This is a genomic window from Dickeya oryzae (assembly GCF_009372235.1).
Taxonomy (GTDB): domain Bacteria; phylum Pseudomonadota; class Gammaproteobacteria; order Enterobacterales; family Enterobacteriaceae; genus Dickeya; species Dickeya oryzae.
Map to the genome: position 1 here is coordinate 446,068 of NZ_ML762921.1, position 25,389 is coordinate 471,456.

The window sequence follows — 25,389 nt, forward strand, 5'->3', positions numbered from 1 at the left end:
TAAATAGTCTTTTAGTTCCTCAAGACTCTCGAACGTTAAACATCTAAGACCGTCAAGGCCGATATATCTTCTGGCAACAAACGTTCTGCCAGCATTATCGGGACAGGAATATCCTCCACTTTCAACTCTGGCTGTTCCACCATCATGTCCAGTAAGACCAGCACGTGGTCGACAAGCCGTGAGATCAGATCCGGTGAAAAATGACGACGGTCATAGATAAACGGCAGGCTCAGCTTTCCGTGAGTTTTCAGCAAACCTACCCACAGTGGTGCGACGGGTTCCCTTTCGTCCAGAGACATAGGCAGCAATCTTTGAGCGAAAGTCGTCACGTCGACAAAGGTATCCCGGTCATTGCTATCAACAGCAAGGCTGCCCAACAGGGTGTGGTCGTGAGCATCCCCCCCTTCAGGGGCGAGTTGTTGATGCAGTGCAACAAAATCAAAGTGCTTATATTGCTGCACTTGCAACAGTGCTTCGTCATACACACGCCACACGTGCCGCAGGCTGAAGTGAGGTTGCAGCGTTAGCACCAGCGGAACCGACGAAGAGAAGTCACCGTAAACCGATTCAAATTCATATCGATCCCTGAGGTTATACGCCATCTGGATCGGCATATTTTCTCCGGTGATCCGATACATTAACGTCGCCAGAGCACAGGTGACGAGTTGTGTGAGCGTGGTATTTTGGCGACGATTTGATGACTGCAACCGTTCAAGCCTCTCATCGGAGATATCCAGAGAATAGGTACCCGCTTTTTCCAGCTTCCCGTACTGTTCATCCGGGCTGCTGCTCCGTGCGATGTGTTTATCCTGCAGCGTAAAAGACGCCCGTTTGCCATGTAACTTGCTCAACCAATACCGGGTCGCTGTCTCCTTATGTTCCCCGAACTGACTCAACGCAAAATGTGCATATTCAGCCAACGGTTTGGGGCAATAAAAATCGATGCCGCTGCGCAGTGCATCATAGCGATGACAGAGCTCTTGCAGGAACATGAACAAGGTAAAACCATCAGCATGGAAATGGTGCGTAACAAAGTAAACCGCGCCCAGATCGGCACCATTATGGGCAAGATACAGCTCAAACATCGGCATCCGATCCGCCTGGAACAACGTCGTATTGACCGATTTCTGCAAGCCGGCGAATGTCTGTTCAAACGTTTCTCTATCAGAAATATAAGGCCAACAGACTTCCCTGCATTCCAGCGTTAAGGCATCGTGAACAACCTGAGCCCATTGTTGACCCACACGTTCAGCACCGGTTCTTAGAATGGCGTGATGGCGGACCATATCGTTCAACGCCTGATTCAGCAATGACAGGTCAACCGGCATATCTATCCAAAAACCCTGACCGATATTAAAGGTAGAGCGCTTTTTCACCTCGCTCTCATGCAGAATAAATGCCTGAATGTGGCTGACCGGATAGTAGCGAACCCCGGTCTCTAAACACGACCATAAGCAATCAGGACGGTTCACACGATCAAGCCGATCCCCGGCACGCCGGGCGTTTCGGTAGAACTCAAAACGAAGACCTGTCGCGTCTTTCCAGACACCGATTCCCTGCGCTAACAGCAGGCTTAATTCAGTACGGCCCAACGTCATATCGGCTACAGGCACTGCCGCCAAAGATAAGGCCAGTGAGACCGACTGAATAAATGTCGGGCAATTCTCCGACCTATCCTTGAGGGAAACGCGCGCCGACGCGGAGGCAGACGGATAATACGTAGAGCGCGAGGGATCGTGAGCGGAATTGCGTGGACGATGGGCAATCTCCCCGGCAATCAACCGAAGCGATGCCTTCGTCAGCAAATAGGCATCAAACTCAGTCGCAAAAGTGGCATTGATCCGGTTTAACAGACGGAGTCCCAACAATGAGTCGATACCGTAGCGGGTTACCGGTTCATCCAGATCAATTTCAGCGACAGACAAACCGGCCAGTTCCGCCAGCATACCGGTCAGTTGTTGCGCGATGTGTTGTGGTGCTGTCTGTTGTGATTCTGTCTGTTGCGTCGTTTGGAGGTCGGTTGCCTCTCGGCGTAACGCCCCGACAGGTTCCTCCCGGATAGCTCCGGCCCAGCACAAACGTTTGTCAAAAGGATATCCCGGCAGCGATAACGGGAATTTTTCCGCCGCAGAATAAGCCTGCTCCATACGGATTTCCGCATTGAAGTCAGGAGAGAAGAAGTCGACACCATTGACATATAACCGGGCCAGAGCCAACAGATTATCACGGTCTGTCGGCGCGTGAATCGCCTGACGCACGTGGGCAACCGCAGACGATGCTTCATTCCCGGCTAATGACTGATGGCCTGAACTGACTTTGCCCCGATAACCGTTGTCCGCCGGAGTCAATGCCGCCCCGGTTATTACCCAGTCCAGAAAATCGTACAATGCCCTGACGTCAGAAACCACGCAGGCACACCGATATGAGAAATGACTACGACGCAACAATAGGTTTGCTGACAGTTGTTTCAGATCCACCCCTTGCTGAGCCCGCACAACATCTTGCAGATCCCGGCAGCGTTGCAGCAAAGCGTTGTCACTCTTTCCAGACAGCACAATACACACCGGCTGTTTACCGCCGTGCGCCGGTGATGCTCCTTGTAGCGATAATGGACTCGCAGAGAGATTGTCTGGCGACCATTCCCGCCCTTCCCCGTTTGGGTGAGGTTCAGCGACAACAAGGTGAACATTGATCCCCGTCGCCCCTAACGAGCTAATCGCAGCACGCCGCACCTGTCCGGGATCCACCGTCCAGGGTACCGTTTTCGCATTGATATAAAATGGACTGTGTTCCAGCGGTAGCAAAGCGTCCCGGTCTTGCGTATTCGGCGTTCCGGGAATGGCCCGATGCCTGAGCGCTAACAGCACTTTGAAGAGATGATTCATCCCCGCGCTGTGGAAAGCATGGCCGATGTTGTTCTCAACACTCCCCAGAGCACAGTATGGCTGCCCGTCAGATGAAATCTCCCCGCCATGCTGCCGAAAGACGTTGGTCAACGCGCTAATTTCTGCGGCGTCTGCCGCAGGCATCCCGGCCGCATGAGCCTCAACCAGAGTGATACGCGCCGGATTAACATCAAACCGTTGATATATATCAGATAATAGCGCTTCCTGCGCACTGGTGCTCGGTGCCATAATCCCATTGGTTTTCCCGTTGTGATTGCTGCCCCAGGCTTCAATCACCCCATGAATTCTGTCGCCATCTGCCAGTGCCTGCTGCAACGGTTTGAGAATCACAACGCCAACAGATTCTCCGGGCATCATGCCCGTAGCCTGTGCTGAAAATGCACAACCACGGTCAGCCGAAGACAACAGCCCAAGACGGGAAGAACTGAGCAACATATTCGGCGTGGAATAGATCAGGGCACCACCGGCAATCGCCACCTCACACTGGCCCAACACCAGGTGATCACAAGCCTGAGCGACGGCCAACAGCGAAGAAGCACACCCTGCCTCGACCGTCAGACAAGGCCCTTTCAGGTTGAGGCTGTAAGAGACTCGCCCAGGTACCTGAGACAAGGTAATATTCGGCGCAAAATGTTCTCCCTGAGCAAAACGCAGCGAATAGTCTCCCCCGCTACCACAGAAAACCCCCCAACGTTTGCCGGACAACGTTTCTGGAATCATCCCTGCATCTTCAATGGCTTTCCAGCTTTCCTGTAAAAACAAACGTTCACAGGGATCTAACATTGCTGCTTCGTGCGGCGATATCTGAAAAAACAGCGGGTCGAAGTGTTCGACATCCGAGAGAAAACCGCCATAGCCAGCATACTCACCCTCATTTTCCGGGCTAATGGACCAGCCGCGACTCTCCGGCGGTGGCGTAAACGCCGATTGGCCTTGTTCGAGCAGATGCCAGAAGTCATCGGGATTTTTCGCCCCGGGAAACTGCCCGGACATGCCGATAATCGCGATAGGCTCCCGGCCTTCCCCACGCGGCTTCACGGCCCGCTTTACGCTTTCATTCGGTGTGGTTTGCCCCGTGGATCGGCCCCGATACACTGCCCGACAGCGTGCCGAAATCATGTCAACACTCTCGCGTTCCGATAAGAGATGAAAATGATCCCTGGCGTGGGTGCGAAGTACCTGAACCCCCGGTAAATAGTGTAGCCACCGCTGACAATGGCTTTCATCGTGCGTCAACTCTTCACCCAGCACATGGCGATTATTTTCAGCCAGCGCCGACAACGTATTGTAGTTCTCTGGCCGGTCACCGTATGACGGTGTAATCGTCATGTAGTGCAGATCAATATCCAGGGCATTCGGTAACGCCTCCACCGAATAGGCTGCCATCGCGTCGCGGTTGTGTTTAAGGATTTGAGCCATATTCTCAATTTTTTCCTTCACAACCGACAACGGCTGCTTCACGCCTTTTTTCAGGCACCCTTCAGCCAGCCATGTCACCTGTTTATCTGCATCAACGCGCCTTAATTCCTGTTCGGTGTAGGCAATCGTTTCAAACGCTATCTGACCTGATGCCAGCACGTCACTCATGCTGTAGTGCAAAAAGAAGTTCGCACTCATCAGTAATGCATCTCGATAATAAAACGGTGATGACACGTGATGGTTATCCGGCTGCGGAAACGGCGGTTCCAGCAGAATCAGACTCGACACCCTGAGCCCTGCCAGTTGCAACTGCCGGGCCATTTCATAGGCGATGATGCCACCCATTGAATACCCCGCCAGTTCGTATGGCCCGGTCGCATTACTGGCTCGCATGATGTCAATATAGTAACGCGCCATGCTTTCGATGCTGTCGAGCGGCGGGAACCGGGTAAGAAATCCGCGCGACTGAATGCCCCAGATGGCGTAGTCGTCTGCCAGATTTTCGGCAATCTTCAGATACACCCCCGTCGAGCCGGTGAGCGGATGAATCCAGAACCGTGAACATTCGGGCGCGGACACCTCGTTGATGTGCCTGTCCCGTAGTGATTTGCTAAGAGGAATACACTCTGGATACCGTCTCAACCACGCACTTAGTCCGGCTGTTTTTTTATTGGACATCTCCTGCGGATAATCAGCCCCTTGTTTCTCGACCGCATCGTGGGCGATCACCGATGCCGCCACTGCGTTTGCCTGCTGGTCGTGCGGCGGGGGCGGCAACAGGTTGCCAAGATATAAAGACAGCGCATCAATGCTTGGGTAGTCAAAAATGGCTTTGATCGTCAACCCAGCCGCAAACGCCTGGTTCACGGCTTCAATAAAGCCAACCGCATTGATTGAATTAAGCCCCAACTCGGTAAACAGTTGATGGTTCTCGATTTCGCTCTCTTCAAAATAGAGCGTTTGCACCAGTAAAGCGCGAACCTGACGGGTGATAGCATCAAGCGGTGATGTGCCGCCTGTATTCATCGCAGCATCGCCCGGTATCATCACCTGTTTCTCACCGCTACCCGTAGACTGGGTCTGCGTGGTGACCTCGGCAGGGGGAAGATGGGCCCAGTAGCGTTTGCCCTGAAACGGGTAGACCGGCAGACTTATCCGTTGCGGTACTGTCTGTTGCAGCGAGAATGTCTCACGGTATAAATCAAACCACTCCACATTGACGCCATTAACCCATGCATCCGCCAGCTCCTGCCATTGTCCTGTAGCTATCCATCCCTGAATCTGGGCAAGCTGTACCGGAGAGTTCCCATCATCCCATTCATGCTCTGTTGCCCACCCGGTACCCTCATCATGGCGTTGTCCGCCATGATGATAATAAGCGCCGGGCGCAATCTCGCCGCGAACAAACCACGCTAATTGTTCACGCAATTCCGTAATATCAGACACCACAAAAGCGACGCGTTTTGTCATCGCATCTCGCCCGGTTTGCAGGCTATAGGCCAGTTGATCAAGCCGCGTTGCCGGGTGACGTTGCAGGAACTGCACAAATGCCTGAGCATAGGCTTGCAGCGCGGCAGTCGTTTTCGCCGAAAGAGGAACGATCGCCGGGCGGGTGGCGATGCCCGACGGACGCAAAACGCGCCCTTGTAGCGCATGAATATCTGCGCCCTTCAACGCGTCGGAGTCGTCGGCAATATATTCTTCAATCACCACATGAGCGTTGGTGCCGCTGATCCCCGTCGCGCTGACTGCACCAAGCCTGGGCTGCGTGCCTCGCCGCAACCAGGGGTGATTCTGCTGGTGAATCGTAAAGGGAGTCTGCTCTAATTTAATGTAGCGGTTACAGGTATCAAATCCATGAGTCGCCGGAATCGTCTGTTGAGCCATCGCCTTGAGCATGGCCACAAGACTCACAACGCCGGAAGCGGCAAACGTATGCCCGATTACGGGTTTAATCGAGCCTAACACACAGCGATGCGCATCGCTGCATCGCCCGGCAAAGGCATCGGTGAGCGCCTGAACCTCAATCGGGTCACCCAACTGAGAGCCGGTGCTGTGAGAGATCACATATTGAATATCTCCCGGGTTAATTCGGTATCGGTCATAGACGTTTTTCAGCAGTTCCGCCTGACGAACAGGGTTCGGTGCTGTGATACCGTTGGTCTTTCCGTCGTAGTTCACCCCGCTGGCTTTAATGCAGCCATAGATTCGATCGCCATCGGCTTTGGCTTTTGACAACGGTTTGAGTAAGACCACAGCGACGGCTTCCCCTGGAACCAGCCCGTTTGCCCGTTGATCAAACACGCTTGCATTGCCGTCGGGGGAAAGCATTCCCGTCCGGCTCATACTCTGATACACCCACGGCGTCATCAACAGATTGATGCCCCCGGCCAGCGCCATCTCACAGTCCCCCTGCCGCAGCGCCAGGCACGCCTGATGAACAGCCACCAACCCTGATGCACAAGCGGCTGTGAGCGCCATATTCGGGCCTTTTAGATCCAGCGCATAAGAAATACGCGCAGCCAGGGTTGCATTTTGATTACCGTTTATCGACCCCTGATCGCCGACAATAGCCCCATAATCGCTCTCTTCCGCGCCGACATATACACCACAGGACATTCCCCGGATGCGTTGCCCCATATAACCGGCATCCTCAAAGGCGTGCCAGGCTTCCTGCAGGAAGATCCGCTGCCTGGGGTCCATGTCCATCGCTTCTTTTGGCGCAATATCAAAAAAGGCGGCGTCAAACTGCATGATATCCGTCATGAAAGCGCCCCATTGCGGAAGCGCTTCATGCTTATCCCGACCTTCTGACGATCCAGATGGCAGGTTATTGGCGACAGACTGCCAGTCCCAGCGCGGCCCTGACATCTCACCAATACAACTCTCTCCCTGGATCAGCTTTTCCCAGAACGCATCAATAGTATCCGCCTGCGGAAAACGCCCGCTCATCCCAATCACGGCAATCGGCTCATCCATGACGTCAGAAGCCGTCGTGTTGGTTGCCGCAGCAAGAGCCGACTGATGATTCTCCGTGGTTGTCTGCATCTGCCGGGGCTCGTGACCCGACGTTGGATTTACGTCTTCCCGCTCGACAGTCAGATGAACGCTATCAGCTAGCGGAGACATGTTGACGGAGCCCGTTTCCGGCGATGCCTGACGCGCAAATAGCGCCTGTAAAGCCTGAGCATGCTCACGACAAAAATATTCCGTCAACCGTTTAACCGATGAGTGACCGAAGAGCACAGCAGGCGTGATGTCAACATCAAAATACTGACTCAACTCGCGGGAAAAGGATGCCAGCGTGATCGAATCAAAACCAAAATCAGCAAAACTGCTGTTCAACCCGATTCGGTCAATCGGCGTCCCCAGCAACCGGCTAATCTGCGTTTTCAGCACATCACTCACCGTAGTGCGCATGTCTGTCACATCCCCGGACAACCGCGCCATATCGCCTCCGGCACGCAACGCCGTCACGTGACGGTGTGTTTGTGCCGCGTCACGGGTCGTTTCTTGATTGCTGGCATCACCGTGACCACTGACTGGATGATGTTCGCTCCATCCAGCTACCGGTTGTTCTTTCAGCCTCAGAAACCGAGCAACACGACTGGGTTTTCCGACCATCACCAAATGCTGGCCTTCGCTTTGCCGCAGCAGTTGCTCAAAGACCCGCACCCCTTCTTCGCTTTCAAGGGCGCGTTGACCACTGGAGCGGAGATAAAATTCGGCGCTCTCCCTGTCCTTGGCCCCCATTTTCCCTTCTTTCCAGAAAGGCCAGTTAATAATCAGCGTCTTACCGCGAAGTTTGCCCTGTTGAACCTGCGCCATCCGATGTTTGCCATACCCCATCTGGAAACGGTTCCCCATCGCGTAATCACAAGAGCCAAAATCGCCTAAGAACGCGGCGCTGGAGGAAAAATAACAGACAAAATCCAACGGATCCTGCGCCAGCAGTTCGTCTAATAATTGTGTCCCTTCCACTTTTGGCCGAAGAATATCGTTGAACGCCTGACGGGACTTCTCAAATACAGGCTCACCGGCCTCCAACCCGGCGGCGTGGATAACCCCGAGGATCGGCCCCATCAACTGTCTGGCCTGTACCAGATTGAAACGCATGGTGCCGACATCACAAACATCGGCCTGGATATAGTGTACCTGTCCCCCCAATTGGGTCAGCTCATCGGCCATCGCTTGACGGTCTGCATTCATGGCTGAACGCCCGGTCAGTATCAGTCTGGCGGAATAGTGCTGTGCCAGATATCGGGCAAAAATGAATCCCAGCCCACCGAATCCCCCGGTGATCAGGTAGGTTCCACCTTGTTTAATCCCCGCCTCTGCCACCGCAGTGCCGCTCAGCACAACCGGACTGGGCTGAACATTCAGGACGTATCGCTCTGCGCCTTCATAGCAGACGCTTTCAAAATTTTGCCCCGTCAATTCCTGATAAAGCATGGATATATACGGTTGAGTAAAGACCGGTATGCCTCCAACCAGACCGCCCCCTGCGGCAACACTAACGGCCACCGCGCACTGGGTGTTAGGTAAGACGGATGTCAGAGAACGTTCAATACCAATCCATGACTCCAGATAAGCGCGCTCCAGCGAATGGTGGCTGGCACCGGCCAGCAGTAAGCGTGCTGGTGCCATGCCTGCGGCAACCATAGAAGACAACAGATCATGCAGCGCGGCGAAGTCTTGTATCTGACCACGTTCCTCCAGCGGCCATAGATATAAAATCGCACTGTGTTCGGGTTGTATCTGAGCCGACTTCAGTTGTGCAAAGCAGTGCTGATAACTTTCGACATTGTCCTGCGTGGTATTTTTTTGCGACAGATGAAAACCGTTTATCCCCTCTTCCAACGGGTGGCGGGATACAAACACAACCGCTGTCTGTGGTGCCAGCACCGTCATCTGGGATTGCAGTAGACGCTGGCTTTCCGGTTCCGACAAAAAGCAGATCACGGTCTCAAACCTAGTGTCTTGCTGGGACGCCGCCAGATGAGGCACCTTCTGCCAGGACTCGGTAAACAGCATCAGCGCATCATGCTCTTCCTGCGTCGATACCGCTCGGGGCGGTGCCTCGCCTGATGATGCACACTGGCCGATCCGGCCCAAATCATCCGGTGCCTCGATCCAATGCCGCTCCCGGGCGAACGGATACCCCGGCAGACTGATACGACGAGGCGTTACTATCAAATAGAGCCGATACCAGTCCACATGGAAGCCTTCCACCCAGAACCGGGCAATCTTGTGAACGGCGTTTTGTTCTACCCAACGCTGAAGCAGTACGCGGCTGTCCTCAGCCGACATAAACCCGGTATCCCGGCTACTGTCCTTCGCACCGATACCGACCCCTCGCCAACAACGCTCAGGTAAGGCGTCATCCTCGGCAAAAGCGACCAGTTTTTTCTGTAACTCCTGGAGATCCTGTACGACAAAAACCACCCGCTCTTCCAGAACCCGCCGTCCGACTTGCAGCGTGAAGGCCAGATCCGCAGGATGAACGCTATCGATATCCGGATGAGTCGCCAGGAACTCGGCCAGATTTCGGGCCATCACCTGAAGCCGCTCTTGCGTTTTCGCCGATAACGGAACAATCAGTGGCATCTCCTGTTGCTGGCGATTCCCCAATGTCCTGACGTCTGGCGGCAGATATTCTTCAACGATCACATGTGCGTTCGATCCGGTAGCGCCAAACGAACTGATCCCCGCCCGCCGTGGGACATTGACCTTTTCGCCGTCTTCTCCCACCGTCGGTTGCTCCCAGTGCTGGGTTTCACGCTGAATATAGAAAGGTGAATTATCCAGTTCCAGATAAGGGTTAACCTGCTCTGAATGCAACAGTGACGGTACCCGTGTCTTATGGTGTAACTGGAGGATAACTTTACTTAAGCCACTGATGCCGGCCGCCGACTCCGCATGACCGATGTTCGATTTCACCGAGCCGATCGCGCAAAACTGTTTGTCTTTCGTGTACTGCCGGAAGGCTTTCACCAACCCCTGAACTTCGATCGGATCGCCCAGCGCCGTGCCTGTCCCGTGCGCTTCGATATAACTGATGGTGCGGGGATCAATCCCGGTTTTTTCGTAACAACGCAGCATCAAATCAGCCTGTGCAACCGGGCTGGGGACCGTAATTCCGCTCACCTGCCCGACGTGGTTGATGGTGCTGCCCTTGATCACCGCATAAATATTGTCCCGATCCTTAATCGCCTGCGACAGCGGTTTGAGCAACACGGCCCCCACACCTTCGCCAGAGACAAAGCCATTGCCGCCGTCACCGAACGTGCGGCAGCGGCCATCGGTGGAATACATGTCGGCCAACCCATAAGTCATATACTTATAAGGATGCAACGACAGGTTCACCCCGCCGGCTAATGCGACTTTACTTTCTCCCCGGCGCACACTTTCCAAAGCCAGATGTAGCGCGGTCAGAGAGGAAGAGCACACCGTATCGACGGCAAAAGAAGGTCCGTGGAAACCACAGAAATAAGAGACCCGGTTAGCAATCGGGGCATAATTCATCGACAGCGGCACGACCTGACCACGATTGACTATCTCAGCGGCGATCAAGGCGTAATCGTTGTGCATGACCCCAACAAAAACACCGACATCACGGCGTTTGTTCGGCCCCTGTTCTGCAACCAATGTCTCTGGGGTGTAGCCCGCATCTTCGATTGCCGTCCAGCATGTTTCCAGAAATAATCGTTCCTGAGGATCTAGCCACTGCGCTTCTCTGGGCGAAACCCGGAAAAACTGTGCGTCAAAGCAGTCGACATCCTCGATAAATCCCCCCCATTGAGGAATCGGTCGGCCAGAAGGCGACGTAATGCCATCCAACACGCGTTTCTGCCATCTCGATTCAGGAATTTCGGTTACACAGTCCTTACCGGCTTTGAGGTTCTCCCAAAACTCCGTCATCTGTTTCGCTCCGGGATAGCGCCCAGCCATCCCGATCACCGCGATATCTTCGCTTTCCGAGGCATTCGGTGGGATTGATGATGTCGGTCTGGTTGATGATGCCTGTATGGTTGATGATGAATAGGAAGCGGCCTGCCCGGCGTTTATCGGCTCAGCATCGGCCCGATTGATACCGGCTGAATTGCCCAAATCCGGCAACGTACCCGATGCCTGAGACGCGTTGTCCCGCTCGGTGACAGTCGCGACATCAGGTGCCATATCGGCAAATGGGCGGAACGACTCCGGGTACCGTTCCAGCAGATACTCGGCCAGTGCCCCAACAGTGGCATATTCAAACAGCAACGTCGGATTCAGCTTTACCTTGAACGACCGCTCCAGTGACTGCACCATTTGCAGCAGCCCCGCCGAATCCAACCCCAGTTCGTAATAACCGACGTCGCTCTCGATCTCTGCGGTGCTTTTCGCCAACGTAGCGGCCAGTATCTTTTTCACCGTATGTTCAACACGGTCCAATGCCGACGCATTCTCACCCGTCAGGCTGGTCGAAGCCGCTGACGCCACAGACTGAGGTGCCTTTTCCATCGACACCACCGGTTTGACTGGCGGCGTGACGGCCTCATCAGCCAGGATCGGCACCGCTGCCGGGGTTCTTGATGCGTTGATCGCCGCAGGATCACGTACACGCTTACAGGTGAAATTTTTCAATTCACCAATCTTTTCACCGTCAGGCTTAAAAAACTCCATCGTCAGGTAAGAGAGTTGCTCGGTTTGTTTCAGCGAGGCACGACTGACACGGGTAATACAGCGCCCTGACAACGGTTCTGAAGCGCGGAAGGACTCATAATAAAGCGGTAAAAAGATGTCTTGCTTTTGGTTTTGCTCCAGAAACAGATCCCCGGATCCGATAGCACTACCGTCAATCAGCACCGGGTGAAACAGATAGTGTTCTGCGCCGGCGAGTGGCTCATCGGGAACGGCAATATCAATCAGATTTGCCGAAGGCAGGTGATAAATCACGCCGTCGCCGACCATCGGTCCGCGGTGACGGATATCGTCCCCACCAAATTCCGCATATGCGTCCTGTAACCTCATCTGACTGGTGGCGGTCTTTTTCAACGCCTCCACATCCAGTGTTTCATTAAATATCGACGCCGCAACCGGATGCATTTCCGCACTCATATACAGCTTCAGTCCCGACCGTGAGTGATCATCCGACACTTCACTGCCTTCCACTTTCAGACGCCAGTACCCTTGTGCCTGCTTTTGACAACTGATTTGTGCATCCACCCCATAGTCATCACCGATAGTAAAGGGGTAATGAATCGTCAGGTTGCGCATTTCCAGTTGTCGGTAATCCATACCTTGTCGATGGAAAAACTGAAAGAGCAGATCGATATATGCCAGCCCGGGCAGCAGCGATTGTCCAAACGCCTGATGGTTATGCAAAATGCGATGATGGTGGTTAAAAGGTTGACTCCATGGGTGATTTTCTGTGAATAACCCCGCACGGCCGATGGGATAATGGCCTTCGCCAATCCGATCACCGTCACCAACGCCTTTTTCAACCATGCCGACTTTCGAGGTCGGCACCGGGGCACGAAAGATATCTTTCGCAAACACATAGCCGGGTAAATGCATACGCACTGGCGGTTGCCGATAGAAACTGTTCCAGTCAACCGGTTTCCCTTGTAGCCAGGCTTGCCCAATCGCCTCCAGTTCGGAACGGGACAACTGGTGTAGACAGCGGTGTTGATAGGCATCGGCGGCCAGAGCGTGCTGTTTTCTTCCCGCCATCGAGGCATGCCCGAAAAAATGATCCGTCGCTATCGTCTGACGGCAGCATGACTGTAACTGTTGCAGAAAGTCGTGGCGATCTTTCACAATCAGGAAGAAACGTTCCGACATCGCTTCCCGTCCAACCTGCAACGTATAGGCCATTGATTGCATAAAGGACAAAGCATCATCGCCTGACTCACGCTGTTGCCCATCCGTATCATCAAGATAGGCGCACAGTGCCTGAATCTGTGCTTGCAGACTCGATGTCGTTTTTGCCGATAACGGAATAATCCAGCCTGCGCTAGCCGGTTCAGCGGCGTGTACCCGACCCGGTAAATACTCTTCAATGACCAAATGTGCGTTGGTCCCGCTGTGACCGAAAGAGTTCAGGGCGGCCAGTCGCGGCCTGCCCGCGTCGGTTTTCCACACGGACGTGGTGTTTTGAATATAAAAAGCGGAATCTTGCAACTCAAATAACGGATTTATCTGCTGATAATGCCTTAAACCCGGTAGCTGACGATGACGCATCGACAACAAGATTTTGATAAGCCCAATCACCCCGGAAGCGGCCGAAGTATGGCCGATATGAGACTTCACACTGCCCAGAGCACAATAATGCTGCTTATCGGTTAATGCCTTAAATGTGCGCGCCAGGGCATTGACCTCAATGGTATCCCCCAATTTACCGCCGGTGGCATGAGCCTCAATGTAACTCATCTCTTCAGGATTGATGTGGTAGCTCTGGTAGACCTGTTCCAGTAATTGTTGCTGAGCCGTTCCACTCGGTGCCGTAATACCGTTGCTCGCACCATCCTGATTAATGCCAGAGGCACGAATCACCCCGTAGATGGGATCGCCATCGGCAATAGCCTGATCAAGACGTTTCAGTGCAACGATCCCAATCCCTTCAGATAACAACATGCCGTCAGCCGACTGCTCAAAAATGGGGCACTCAGCGCCGTGGGACAACATGCCGATACCAGACAGACTTGCCAACGCATCGGCATCCAAAGCCGCGAAGACACCACCGGCCAGCGCCAGATCTGTCTCCCGGTGGCGCAGACTTTCACAGGCCAGATGTATCGCCACCGCAGAAGATGAACAGCCAGTATTCACCACCAGCGCCGGACCTTTCATATCCAGAAAATAAGACACGCGTGATGCAATAATCGCTTCAGATGAGCCAACAAAAGAGCCCTGATGGTAATTCGACGGCTCTGCACCAATAAACACCCCGGTATTGCTACCAGCCAGAGCCTTGGGGTTATAACCTGCATCTTCCAGCGCTTTCCAGCTTTCTTGCAATACCAGCCGCTGATGCGGACTCATCGACAACGCATCCTGATCGGTAATCCGGAAAAATGTCGCATCGAAGCAGTCTCTGTTTTTAACGATCCCCCCCCATTTGCAATAGGTCTTTCCGCTCGGTGTGGTTTCTTCCTTGTCCGTATCAACACTATTTGTATCAACACTATTTGTATCAACAAAATATCTGGCTTGATCCAGATAATGCCTGGGTAATTCTTCAATCCCTGAACGATGTGCAACGAGGTTCTCCCAAAAATGCTGGGTATCCTCAGCACCAGGAAATTGCCCTGCCATCCCGATCACCGCAATGGCAGCCGGTTCGGTTTGCCTCTCTTCGGGTGTCGTTCCCGGATCAGTGATGGACGCCGACAGCGCGGCAGACGACGACACCGCCGCTGGCTGCGGTGCAGCTTCCAACCGCGGTGGCGATTGCGACAGTCGTTGAGAGGGCCGCGGTTGAGAGGGCTGTGGTGATGAGGATGGAGCCTGAGGAATACCGATCTGATCGGCGCAAGTCAGGGCAATATGCGCACTCAGCGTTTCGACCGTCGTATAATCATAGAGCAACGCTGGATTGACATTGATCCCCAGTGCTTGATTGACCTGATTGACGAAGTTAACACTGAGAATCGAATCAATACCAAAATGAGAAAACGCCACCTGTTCATCGATTTGCTCAGGCAGCATATTGACCGTCCTGGCTAGCCCATTGATCACACAGGTTGTTATATATTCCTGCGTTATTTCGCCACCACCAGAAGGGGGTTCCGTACCGGAAGACAGCGAATCCGGCGCACGCGCAACCAGAACATGGTGTCCTACGGTCCGAACAATATGGCCGCTCAGCGAGGTGACGGTGCTGTAGTCATAAAGCACCGCGGGATTCAGGCGAACACCCATCAATTCATTGATTTTATTTATAAAGTTAACACTCAAAATAGAATCAATTCCGTATTCGGAAAAAGCGACGTCCGCATCGATCTGCGCGGTTGAAAGATTCACCGCTTGTGCCAACGCAGACACGACGGCATCGTGAACACGTTCGGTAATCTGCGCGTCTGTTATCGGCGCGTCGGGTGTGGCCGCCGTACCCGATGAACGAGCGGCGGAGTCGGAGATGGCCCGTTGTTGTGCTTCTACCGGAGAATAGTGCGGCTTATCAGCCGTCAGAGTCTCAGCCGCCAGCGGTTGAACGGCAGGTTGCCGTTGCTGGCGAATCATCCCGTCGCTAAGGGCGACAATAATGGTTTGTCCTAGCGCATGGGCTCTTTGCGCCGGAAACGCAACCGCAAAGAACCCTTCTTCTTCGAGTATCTCCTGCCACGTTTCAGGCGCAATTGCCGGACTGCCCGCAATGCGCAACGCCGTATCCTGATGTAACCACCACCCTTTGAGCAACCCGAACGTCAAATGGGTAAACACAGACTTATCGCTAAGCTCATTAATCACCACCATTCCCCCGCGGCGCAAGGCGGCTTTGCAATGCCGCAGCGTGGCCCGGATATCCTTGGTGGCGTGTAATACATTGGTCGCAATCGCCACGTCAAAACAGCCCTGAGGAATAGGCTGTGTCGCCAGAGGTTGTTCAATATCCCACAATGCATAGTCGAGAAACGGGCAATCCGGCCCATAGTGCCTGCGGGCATGCATCAAAAATGCCTGGGAGAGATCCGTATACAGATATGCCTGAATATTGTGGCGGTATTGCATCAACGCGGGCAAAACCATGGCCGTTGTGCCACCGGTACCGGCACCGATTTCCACCAGACGCAACTGCGCGTCGTGATCAAACCGCAGCGCCTCATTCACGTAGTCGCCCACGGTTTTCGTCAATACCCGATTAAAGAAATCAGAGACCGGATTGTTTTTATAAATCCCTTCCACTTTCTCCATCGACGCATTGGGGAACAACACTTCCGTCGCCTGCACCTGTCCGGTCAGAATGCGAGGCAAATTGCGCAAGCAGGTATCGACAAGATTCATCTGGGTCATGCGGGCATGATCATGGCGATAACCGCCACGATAATCATCCCACGCCTGCCATATCGCCTCCGGTTGCTCCGCTAACGGCTGCCGACGAACCAGCGTTTCTCCCTGCCGGGCTAACCATCCAGCCTCAAGTAACAGCGTCATCGACTCCTGCCACCAGGGCTGGAACTGAGGATCAAGCCCCAAACGGGCGGCAAGCGTAGAAAAATCGAGAGGATTCGACGACGATGAAAAAACACCAAGCCCGTCAAGCTGGACATACAGCAGTTGAATTAACCATTGATTAATTGCATGAGGGTGATGGGACTGCAGCAACGCGTCAGCCTCTTCATCCCATTGATTGTCAGCGATATTATTCATTGATCAGCCTCCTGCTGTGTTTATCAGATGAAGAGTGAGTGGATGACAGTTGACGTTGATGACTCAACAGAACGGACTCATGCGGATGCAGGTTCATCAATTGCTGTACCGGAACAGACGCATTCAGGCACACCAACTGCGCCAGGCGTCCCTGCTGCAACAGCGTGGCAAAACGTTCAAAACAGGCAAAACCATCCGCATCGCTCAGGGCAAAGATACTCTGGCTGGCGGGTAACCCGGCAAGAGATGCCTGCCAGAATCCCCAGTTGATGATCCCGACGGGAAAATCGGCACGATGCTGTAAAGCACGCACCAAGGTGTCGGAGAACGTAATCCCGGCGGCATAAGCTGACAGCGTCGCCGCACCGGAGAAAGAGAAAGCCTGACAGGAAGAGAAATAGACCAGAAAATCCAGCGCTTCGTGCCGGAGTGCCTGGTAGAAATTGAGACTTCCTGATGCTTTGACCTGAAGTATCTGCCAGAACGTCTCTTCCGTGGTCTGGCTAATGGTGTTCTCGGTATCAAAGACCAGACCGGCGAATATCGCGCCATTGATGCGGGAATATTTCCGCTTGATCTGGACTACCGCCGCCTGCAGAGAGGCCAGATCCGTCGCATCCGCCTGAAGATAATCAGGCCGGATACCGATGGCTTCCATCGCGTCCAGTTGGTTCTGAACCGCGGGACTGGACTCAGGCTGGCGTCCCAGCCAAATCACGTTTGCCTGATAATGTTGCAGCAACTGCCGGGTTACCACACTCCCCACCGTTCCGCTGCCTCCCAGAATCAGGTAGACACCCCCATGCTTGATGCCACTCTCATCACTGAAACTGCGGGGATCCACACGGAAGAAGGTTTGTCGGTAGCGGCGTCCAGAAAGCAGCCGAATCTGTTCGCCCCGTTCGCGGACCACTTCGTTGACTATCTGCTGCAACAGTTTTTCCCGCCGCGCTGGGGTGTGCAGATCGCGTCGGGATACATCCAGATTTCTGACCCTGAAACGGTGATCCCCTTGGGCAATGGAATAAGCCAGGCCACTTACCCCCGCACCGTGATAACGAATCTCCCGTGCAGACAATGGGTGGTTATCCTGCGTGATCACGGTCAGATCGATCGTTGCATCTTTCGCTACCCCTTGTTGTAGCGATTTCACCAGACGCAGCAGTTGCAGTTCGTTTTGTTTCAGACTGGCCGTGATCGCCTCTGCATCGACCAGCTCCTGGGTGGCATCGCTACCCGCAATAAAAAACACCTGCTGTATGGCACCGATCTCATTCAGACAGTAGCCGATCGCGTTTTCATCCTGAATATCACACGCCCAGTGATTCGGCCCGATCGGGTGCGTTTTCCGCCCGGCATCGCTTCCCAGTGAAAAACGCAGCAGACGGTTGACCTGACCGGTCAGTTTACCGACTAACGCCTTTTCCAATTCCGTTTCCTGCAAGTTCCCAACAACCAGAACCGTATCCGCCATTCGCGTTGCACTGCGGCTGACAGGAGGATTTTCATCAGGCTCCCATAGCGCGGCATAGCTGAAATAAGCATCTGGCCTGGTTTTCTCCCTAACTGCCGGGAGATGTCGCTCCGCCGAGTGTATCGGCGGGGTGCGCGTTGCATCTGTCGGCAAGGCAGAGGGATGCGGCGGCACACCCATTGCCACATGACACGCCATCGCCGCATGACGAACGTTGTCGATCCAGTATCGGTCAGTGGCGAATGGATACGTCGGTAAGCTTATCCGTTTAGGGCGCTGCTGTGGATATAACCGGTACCAGTCGACCGGCATCCCTCTGACCCATAGCTCCAGGAGCCTGGCGTACTTACGCTTCTGGAACCAAAGCTCAAACGTGGCCGCCATGTCTTCATCTGTGGCGAACATGGCCAGCATCTCTTTATTCTGCCTGACATTGCCGAGATACACATCGTCAATGGCATCTTCTCCGGCCACGAACGCTCTCAGTTTTTCAGCCAGTTCATCAATAGAAGAGGCAAGGATCCCCAAGCGCTGTTCCATCGCGTCCCGCCCAACTTGTAGGGTATAGGCCAGCTCGCCCAGTTCCGGCTGTGGTTTGTTTTCTGCCGTAATCCGGGTGAGAAGATTCCGCGCTGCCGCCGTGAGGCGCTCGGTGCTTTTTGCCGAGAGTATGACCATGGCGGGTTCCGGCTTGCCTGTCCTCAGACCGGCATCGGACCGCGCATTCCCCCCGGTATACTCTTCCAGCACGATATGCGCGTTGACCCCACCAAAACCGAAAGAACTGACCCCAGCCCGGCGAGGCAACACCTGTCCCTGCACATCCACCGGTGCCACCCAGGGCCTGTTCTCCTGCACCACATAAAAAGGAGAATCGTCCAGCTTGATATAAGGATTAAGCTGTTCAGCGTGTAAACTTTTCACCAAGGTTTTATGCTGAAATTGCAATAACACCTTGATCACGCCGGCAACACCGGCAGACATTTCCAGGTGACCGATATTCGTCTTCACCGAACCCAGACCGCAGTGTTGTGACTTGTTTCCCAGATCGGTTGTGGCTGGCGTCTGGCGATAGAGCGCCTGAAAGGCGCTTTTCAGCCCATCAATTTCTATCGGGTCACCAAGCGGCGTCCCCGTACCGTGAGCCTCAATGTACCCGACACTGCGCGGGTCGATCCCTGCTTTGGTGTAAGCGCGCTTTAGCAATGCCGTTTGCGCTTTCGGATTCGGTGCCGTTAATGAGTTGGCCCGGCCACCATGATTTTCAGCGCTGGCCCGAATCACACCATAAATATGATCTCCCGCCGCTTCAGCAACACTGAGCTTACGCAGAAAGAGCATACCGACCCCTTCTCCCCGCACATAACCGTTGGCCGCACTGGAGAACGTCTTGCAACGGCCATCCTGACACAGCATTCCCGCTTTACTGAAGCTGATATAGCCATCGGGGGTCACCAGCGTGCTCACGCCGCCGACAATGGCTTGTTCACATTCACCCGCGCCGATAGACTGCACGGCACGATGAATCGCAATCAGTGATGAAGAGCAGGCCGTTTCTACCGGTTCACTGGGGCCGTGAATATTCAGGAAAAAGCTCATCCGGTTCGGCCCAACCGAGGGAACGATCCCCGTCAGCGAATACCCTTCTATCGGACGCCGGGCTTCTGAGATAAGGCTACCGTAGCCACTCATGCCGGTTCCCACGAAAATCGCCGTGTCAGTACCGGCTATCTCACCGGCGCTGTAACCCGCATCTTCAATGGCGCTCCAGATGTAAGTCATCAATAATCGTTGCTGGGGGTCCATCAACTCCGCTTCTTTCGGCGAAATACCAAAAAACAGGGGATCAAATTCATCAATACCTTCAATGAACCCTCCCCATTTCACATTGGATTTATTCACTTCACGAACCGGATCGCCATACAGCGCCTGCCAGTCCCAGCGTTGTTTCGGGATCTCCTGAATACAATCTTTTCCGCTGACCAGATTGTCCCAAAAGGCGTCCAGATCCCGGGCCATCGGGAAGCGGCCGCTCATTCCCACGATCGCAATCGGCTCACTCTCATGAGGCGTTGACTCTATCGCCAGGGGTTTTTTATCAGAGGGTTGCCGGGAAACGGCCTGATTCAAACGCCCCGCTGATCGGAGCGTGTGGTGCTGGGGCGGTGCATCGTTTAAGGGGACGTCGCTTATCGCTGCTTGTGTTTGCGGCTCTCCGGCCACGGCTGACTCCGCAGACTCGGGTAACGCCGACGGCACGGATGATTCCTGCTCAGGAAACGAGTCTGAGAACGCTGCAAAATGTGTTTCTGCCAGATAATTAACAAACTCGCCGAGCGTTGGATATTCAAAAAACACCGTCGGCGTCAGTGACAAGTGGTATTGGCGATTTAACTGGTTGCTAAACTCAGTCAGCAGAATAGAATCCAGACCAAACTGAGACAGTTCAGTATTCAGATCGATCTGCCCTGGCCCCAGCTTGCGTAACCTTGCCAGTGATTTTTGCATCAGAGGGATCAGCTTTTCCCGCAGTCTCTCTTTTGCTGTACTTGCCGTCGGAACCGACGTCGCCATTGGGTTATCAGTGTTGGCGGCAGGTTCATGCGTTTCGGGGGCCGCTAGCATAGTTTTCCCCTCCGTTTCCCCCTCGGTTTCAGCCATCGGTCTGACTGAAACAGCCGACTTCATGGCTCCAGCAGACGCATCGTCCACCACTCTGGACGAAAAACCACTGAGTCTAACCCAGACATTGCCTGCCTCATCACACAAGTCATAATTCATTTTTCTGACTCTGTCGGCTTTAGATGACCCAGCTTTAAACCGCGCCCATACCCAAAGGGTCGCGGGTAACGCGGCGGCGGTATCACGGGGGAACATTTCCAGGCTTTCCAACGCAAACGGCAAGGCAAATTCAGGATGATCAACGTCCACCAGCAAACCGGCCGCTATCTGTAATGCCGAATCCAACAGGCTCGGGTGCAGAAAATACTGACTGCGGGTCTCCGCCACACTCGCGGGTAATTCAATTCTGGCAATAGCTTGAATATCGCCCTCTTCAATCGATACCACGCCCTGATAAGCCGGGCCGTGAAGGATGCCCATCGCCGTGTAGGCGCGATAACATGCCGTACTGTCCAGCGTTCGGGCGGTACACTGGGCCTGCAAAGCGCGGATGTCGACCGGTGATGGCGTTACCGGAGTAGGAAGCGGCTCCCCGTCATCGGGCAACGATGTCACGTGGGCCTGCCCCCGACAATGTGTGATTCTGTCGGCCCCGACAACAGCAGAATCCTCGCTGTAGATCTCAAAACTGATGTGGCCGTTATCTTCAGGATACAGCTCGATAGACACGTTCAAGCCCGCTGCCTGAACGCTCATCGGCCTCACCCAACTGATATTTTTCAGCGCTATTTGGCTGGCATCACCTGCAGCATCAGTGATTGCGGCTCTTGCTAATTCCAGATAGGCCACCCCCGGCAGAACTTTCTGTCCTTTAACAACATGATCAGCCAGGAAAAATTCGTGCCCGGTAAAAAAACTGCTGTAACGCTGGGTAGAGAAATCTGACGTATTTTGCTGCACAAGCGGGTGTATCGCTTGCAGCATCCGATATCCACGAGAGTCCGGGGGCGATATCGCGGCGGTCTCGGCCTGACTCCAGTAGTGCTCAAGATGGAAAGGATACCGAGGCAGAGAGATCTTCCTAAAACCAGGGGTACCGAAGATCTGGGTCAGCGGGAAATCAACGCCTCTGACCCAAAGCTCCATCAGAAAACGTTTGTCACTCTCCCAGTTCAGCGTTTTCAGCAAGTCAGACAACCGGTCATGGCGGGTAAAGATATCCAGCGCCTTATTTTCATCGTGCTGTCCGGTTTTCAGGTAATAAGACTTCTGCCCATTGGCGGCAATAAACTGGGTTAGCTTCTCCTGTAAATTGTCGATACTGGTGTAACGGAAGACCACCCGCTGATCAAACTTGTTTCTTGCCGTCAGATAGAAATATTCCAATGCTCCAGGATGAATTTCATGGGATTGCTGCAAAAAGGCCAGAATAGATTCCGCATAGTGAAGCCACTGCCCTTCATACATCGTTGACAGCGCCAGAAAATACACATCACCCTGCGACGGCATCTCATCACTGACAACGTCGCTGTGCGCTGGGAGATCGGCGGGACCAGGATATTCCTCCAGCAGCAGATGGGCGTTAACACCACCGGCGCCAAAGTTATTCATCGCGGCTCTGCGGGGAATTTCTCTGCCGCTATCATCCAGCAGAGGCGGCCACGCTTCTGTCATGTCATTGATATAAAAGCGTGAACCTTCGAGGCTGATTTTGCCGCTACAGGCTGAAAAATCTTTGATTCCTGGCTTTTTCCGCGTTTTAAACGCATGCAATACGCGAACCAGCGAAACCATCCCGGAAGCCGAATTGGCATGGCCCATGTTAGGCTTGAGCGTACTGATTTTACACGGGCTGCCCGTTGACGCTGCCATACCCGCGTTTAGCTGCGCATCGGCACGTTTGAACCCTTTAATTTCTTCGGCATCGGCCAGAAGTGATGACGCGCCGTGAGCTTCCACATAGGTAACAGTGTCTGCATCAATGCCAGCCTGGCGGTAGGCATTAACAATTACACTCGCCTGTGATTCCGCCGAAGGCATCGTCAGGCTGCCATAGCCCCCGGTATGGTTTACATCCGAGCCTAAAATCACGCCATGAATGTTGTCCCGATCGGCAATAGCCTGCGATAGGCGTTTGAGCAACACCGTTACCGTCGCCTCCGCAGGCAGGAAACCTTTAGCATCGGCCTGAAAAGGGGAACAGACCGTTGCGCCTCCGAGAATGCCTAACGACTCCTGCCCCAGATACGATCCGGCCAAAGCATCGCCGAATAAAAGATTGGCAGCACCAACCAGCGCATAATCAGCCTCTCCACGCAACAGCCCTTCTTTCGCCTGATGCAACGCAACGCTGGCACCGGAACAGGCGGTATCGATATAGAGGCTTTTACCGTTGAAGCGAAAAGCATGGGAGAGGTAATTTGGCAAAGACCAGGACATCATGCCCAATATGGAATAACTCGTCAGCGCAGCTTTGGCGAGAAAAGGCGTATAAGCCGCACCTTCCGAGGCAATATAAACATCGACTTTCGCCTCTCGTAACTGCTGGGGCAGATAACACGCATCCTCCAACGTGTGCCAGGCGGACATCAAAAGCAGGCGGGTTCTGGGGTCCATATACTCGGCTTCCATCGGACCTATATTGAACAGATCAGCATCGAATCCGGCGATATCATTCAGAAATGCCCCATACCTGTTTTGCATCTCCGGCCCGGGAAAATGATTCCCCGGCACGAGAGAAAACAAAGACTCCTGTTGATCAAGTTTCTGGCAAAAATCTTCGATAGAATCCGACCCTGGGAAAAAGCCCCCCACGCCGATAATGGCGACGGCCTCTTTTTTATGCATCGAAGAAAGACAATCAGGCCAGGAAATGTTGCTACCTACATCGCCCTGTATATCCGTTAATACCGTGGCATCTTTATTGTCGTTATGTTGCTTCGTCACCTTAAAGCCTCCCATTGCCTTATCTGCCACCGTTATCCGGTTGCCGCACGCGCACGTTTGTGCTTAGTGCAGCAACCGGAAATTAAAAGAGGGCGTGCATTCCTTTTTTTCTTTAGACGAATAGCTTACTCACTCGCTGACAGTTGTAACTTGTCCCGCTTAAATACCTTGACGGTACCGGTCTGGGTGTCCCTGACCGCCACCAGACTGCCGAAGTTAAACTTCTTCAATACAAAACGGTCGATCAATTCCGCCTCAGAAAGCTCTTTGCCCAGACGATAATCTTTTTTATCGAAATCCTGCCATGATTCATCGGCCCGATATCGAAACCAAAGAGGCTTAAGCCGGCTATATTGCACATTACCGCCCGCCAGAAACTCCTGGAGCGTATCTGCTGATGCCTGATCATCATTCAGAATGTAATACGCTTTATCCGTCGGGCGAATAATCATGTTGAACAGGCCGGAATTTACCAGATATTCCTTCATCATTTATCTCCCTTACTCAGGACGTCGCCGGTGGTGTTGTAGGCAGAAAAATAATTCTCATCTCCGATAGCTTTGGATTTCTTACCTAAACTGTTGAAAATATCGAATTTGAATTTGATAAAAGATGGATCTGAATTCAGGATATTGTCATATACCGGCATCAATGTCGGGACATCTTTTCCTTTTGTCATGGTCTCCAGATCCACTTCCGTCATCCGCATATTAGCCATGATCTGCAATGGCGTGGTATTGATGACAGCGTGAGGCCAGTATTTGGTGAAAAAGAGGACATCGCCCGGCTCCAAATCGACATAGAACTTGGGTGCATAAGCGTAAAGTGGATTGTGAATTTTATGGAAATTGATATCCAAACGAGCATCCATCTTCGCTGACATCCCATTTGCCCCATCAAGGAATGGGCGCAAAATATATCCCAAGCGGGGATCGACAAAGTACCAACGTTTTACCCCGCTGATCATCAACGCGCAGGAAATATCATTCCCTTGATGCCAGTTCGTTCCCCAGGTACGAAGATTACCGACAAATAGCTGGCTGAAACTATTTGCTGAATGGCCATGGAAAAGATCGAGAATTTTCCCGGCACCGACTTCATCGATCAAATCAGGGTAGTCATTAAAAATTTCCGCAGAGTTATTAATGTAGTAACTCACCTTGGAATCTTTATCTAATTGAGAACGGAGTATTGTTTCCAGTTTGAGTTTCTTCAAACTGTTTCCCTTCTCATCATAGCCGACGGCGATAATCTCTGTATCTTTATAGTGCTCAATCAGATAATCGTGGGTCCATTCCTGAACGGCCTTCGTGTCATTAAGAAAACCTTTGGCAATGATCGGCGGGTTGCTGGCGTCATTGATCATCTTCTGAAACGTCGTCCGATCCATATCTGAAAAGTCGTAGGACTTCATTTTAATGAAGGTGTCAGCACAGTCCGTCGCGTAGAAATCAGGATACGCCGCTTGCAAATCTGCTAATTTTTTCTCAAATAAATCACGTTCAAACGTTTCCATAAAATCGGGAGATTTCAGCACCAGTCGCATATGCATCATAAAGTGAAAATTAGCCTGCTCTTCCTGATCCAGAAAGAAAGAAGGCATCATTTCAAATACTTTCCGCTGCGTTTCGCTTTGAATATCATATTTTTCCATAAATATATTCCCTT

Annotated in this window: 4 protein-coding genes; all 4 read right to left on the reverse strand. The window is 53.2% G+C overall.

Features of this window, described 5'->3' with window-relative positions; genetic code table 11:
* Nucleotides 1-35: 35 nt before the first annotated feature.
* The 4 genes from FAZ14_RS07115 to FAZ14_RS07130 all read right to left on the reverse strand — a co-directional run bounded on the left by FAZ14_RS07115 (nucleotide 36) and on the right by FAZ14_RS07130 (nucleotide 25,375).
* On the reverse strand, nucleotides 36-16,679 hold the full coding sequence (locus FAZ14_RS07115) for an SDR family NAD(P)-dependent oxidoreductase (RefSeq protein ID WP_153508287.1): 16,644 nt from the start codon (nucleotides 16,677-16,679) through the stop codon (nucleotides 36-38).
* The gene (locus FAZ14_RS07120) at nucleotides 16,672-23,736 is read right to left on the reverse strand and encodes an SDR family NAD(P)-dependent oxidoreductase (protein WP_153508297.1); all 7,065 of its coding nucleotides are present in this window, start codon (nucleotides 23,734-23,736) and stop codon (nucleotides 16,672-16,674) included. The genes FAZ14_RS07115 and FAZ14_RS07120 overlap by 8 nt, the downstream gene beginning before the upstream one ends.
* 110 nt (nucleotides 23,737-23,846) lie before the next feature.
* Nucleotides 23,847-24,209 carry a hypothetical protein gene (locus tag FAZ14_RS07125; RefSeq protein ID WP_153508288.1) on the reverse strand — a complete coding sequence of 121 codons (363 nt, stop codon included), beginning with the start codon at nucleotides 24,207-24,209 and terminating at the stop codon, nucleotides 23,847-23,849.
* Complete coding sequence (locus FAZ14_RS07130; RefSeq protein ID WP_016940741.1) at nucleotides 24,209-25,375, reverse strand: cupin-like domain-containing protein; 1,167 nt, start codon at nucleotides 25,373-25,375, stop codon at nucleotides 24,209-24,211. Before FAZ14_RS07130 ends, FAZ14_RS07125 begins: the two co-directional genes overlap by 1 nt.
* Nucleotides 25,376-25,389 lie beyond the last annotated feature (14 nt).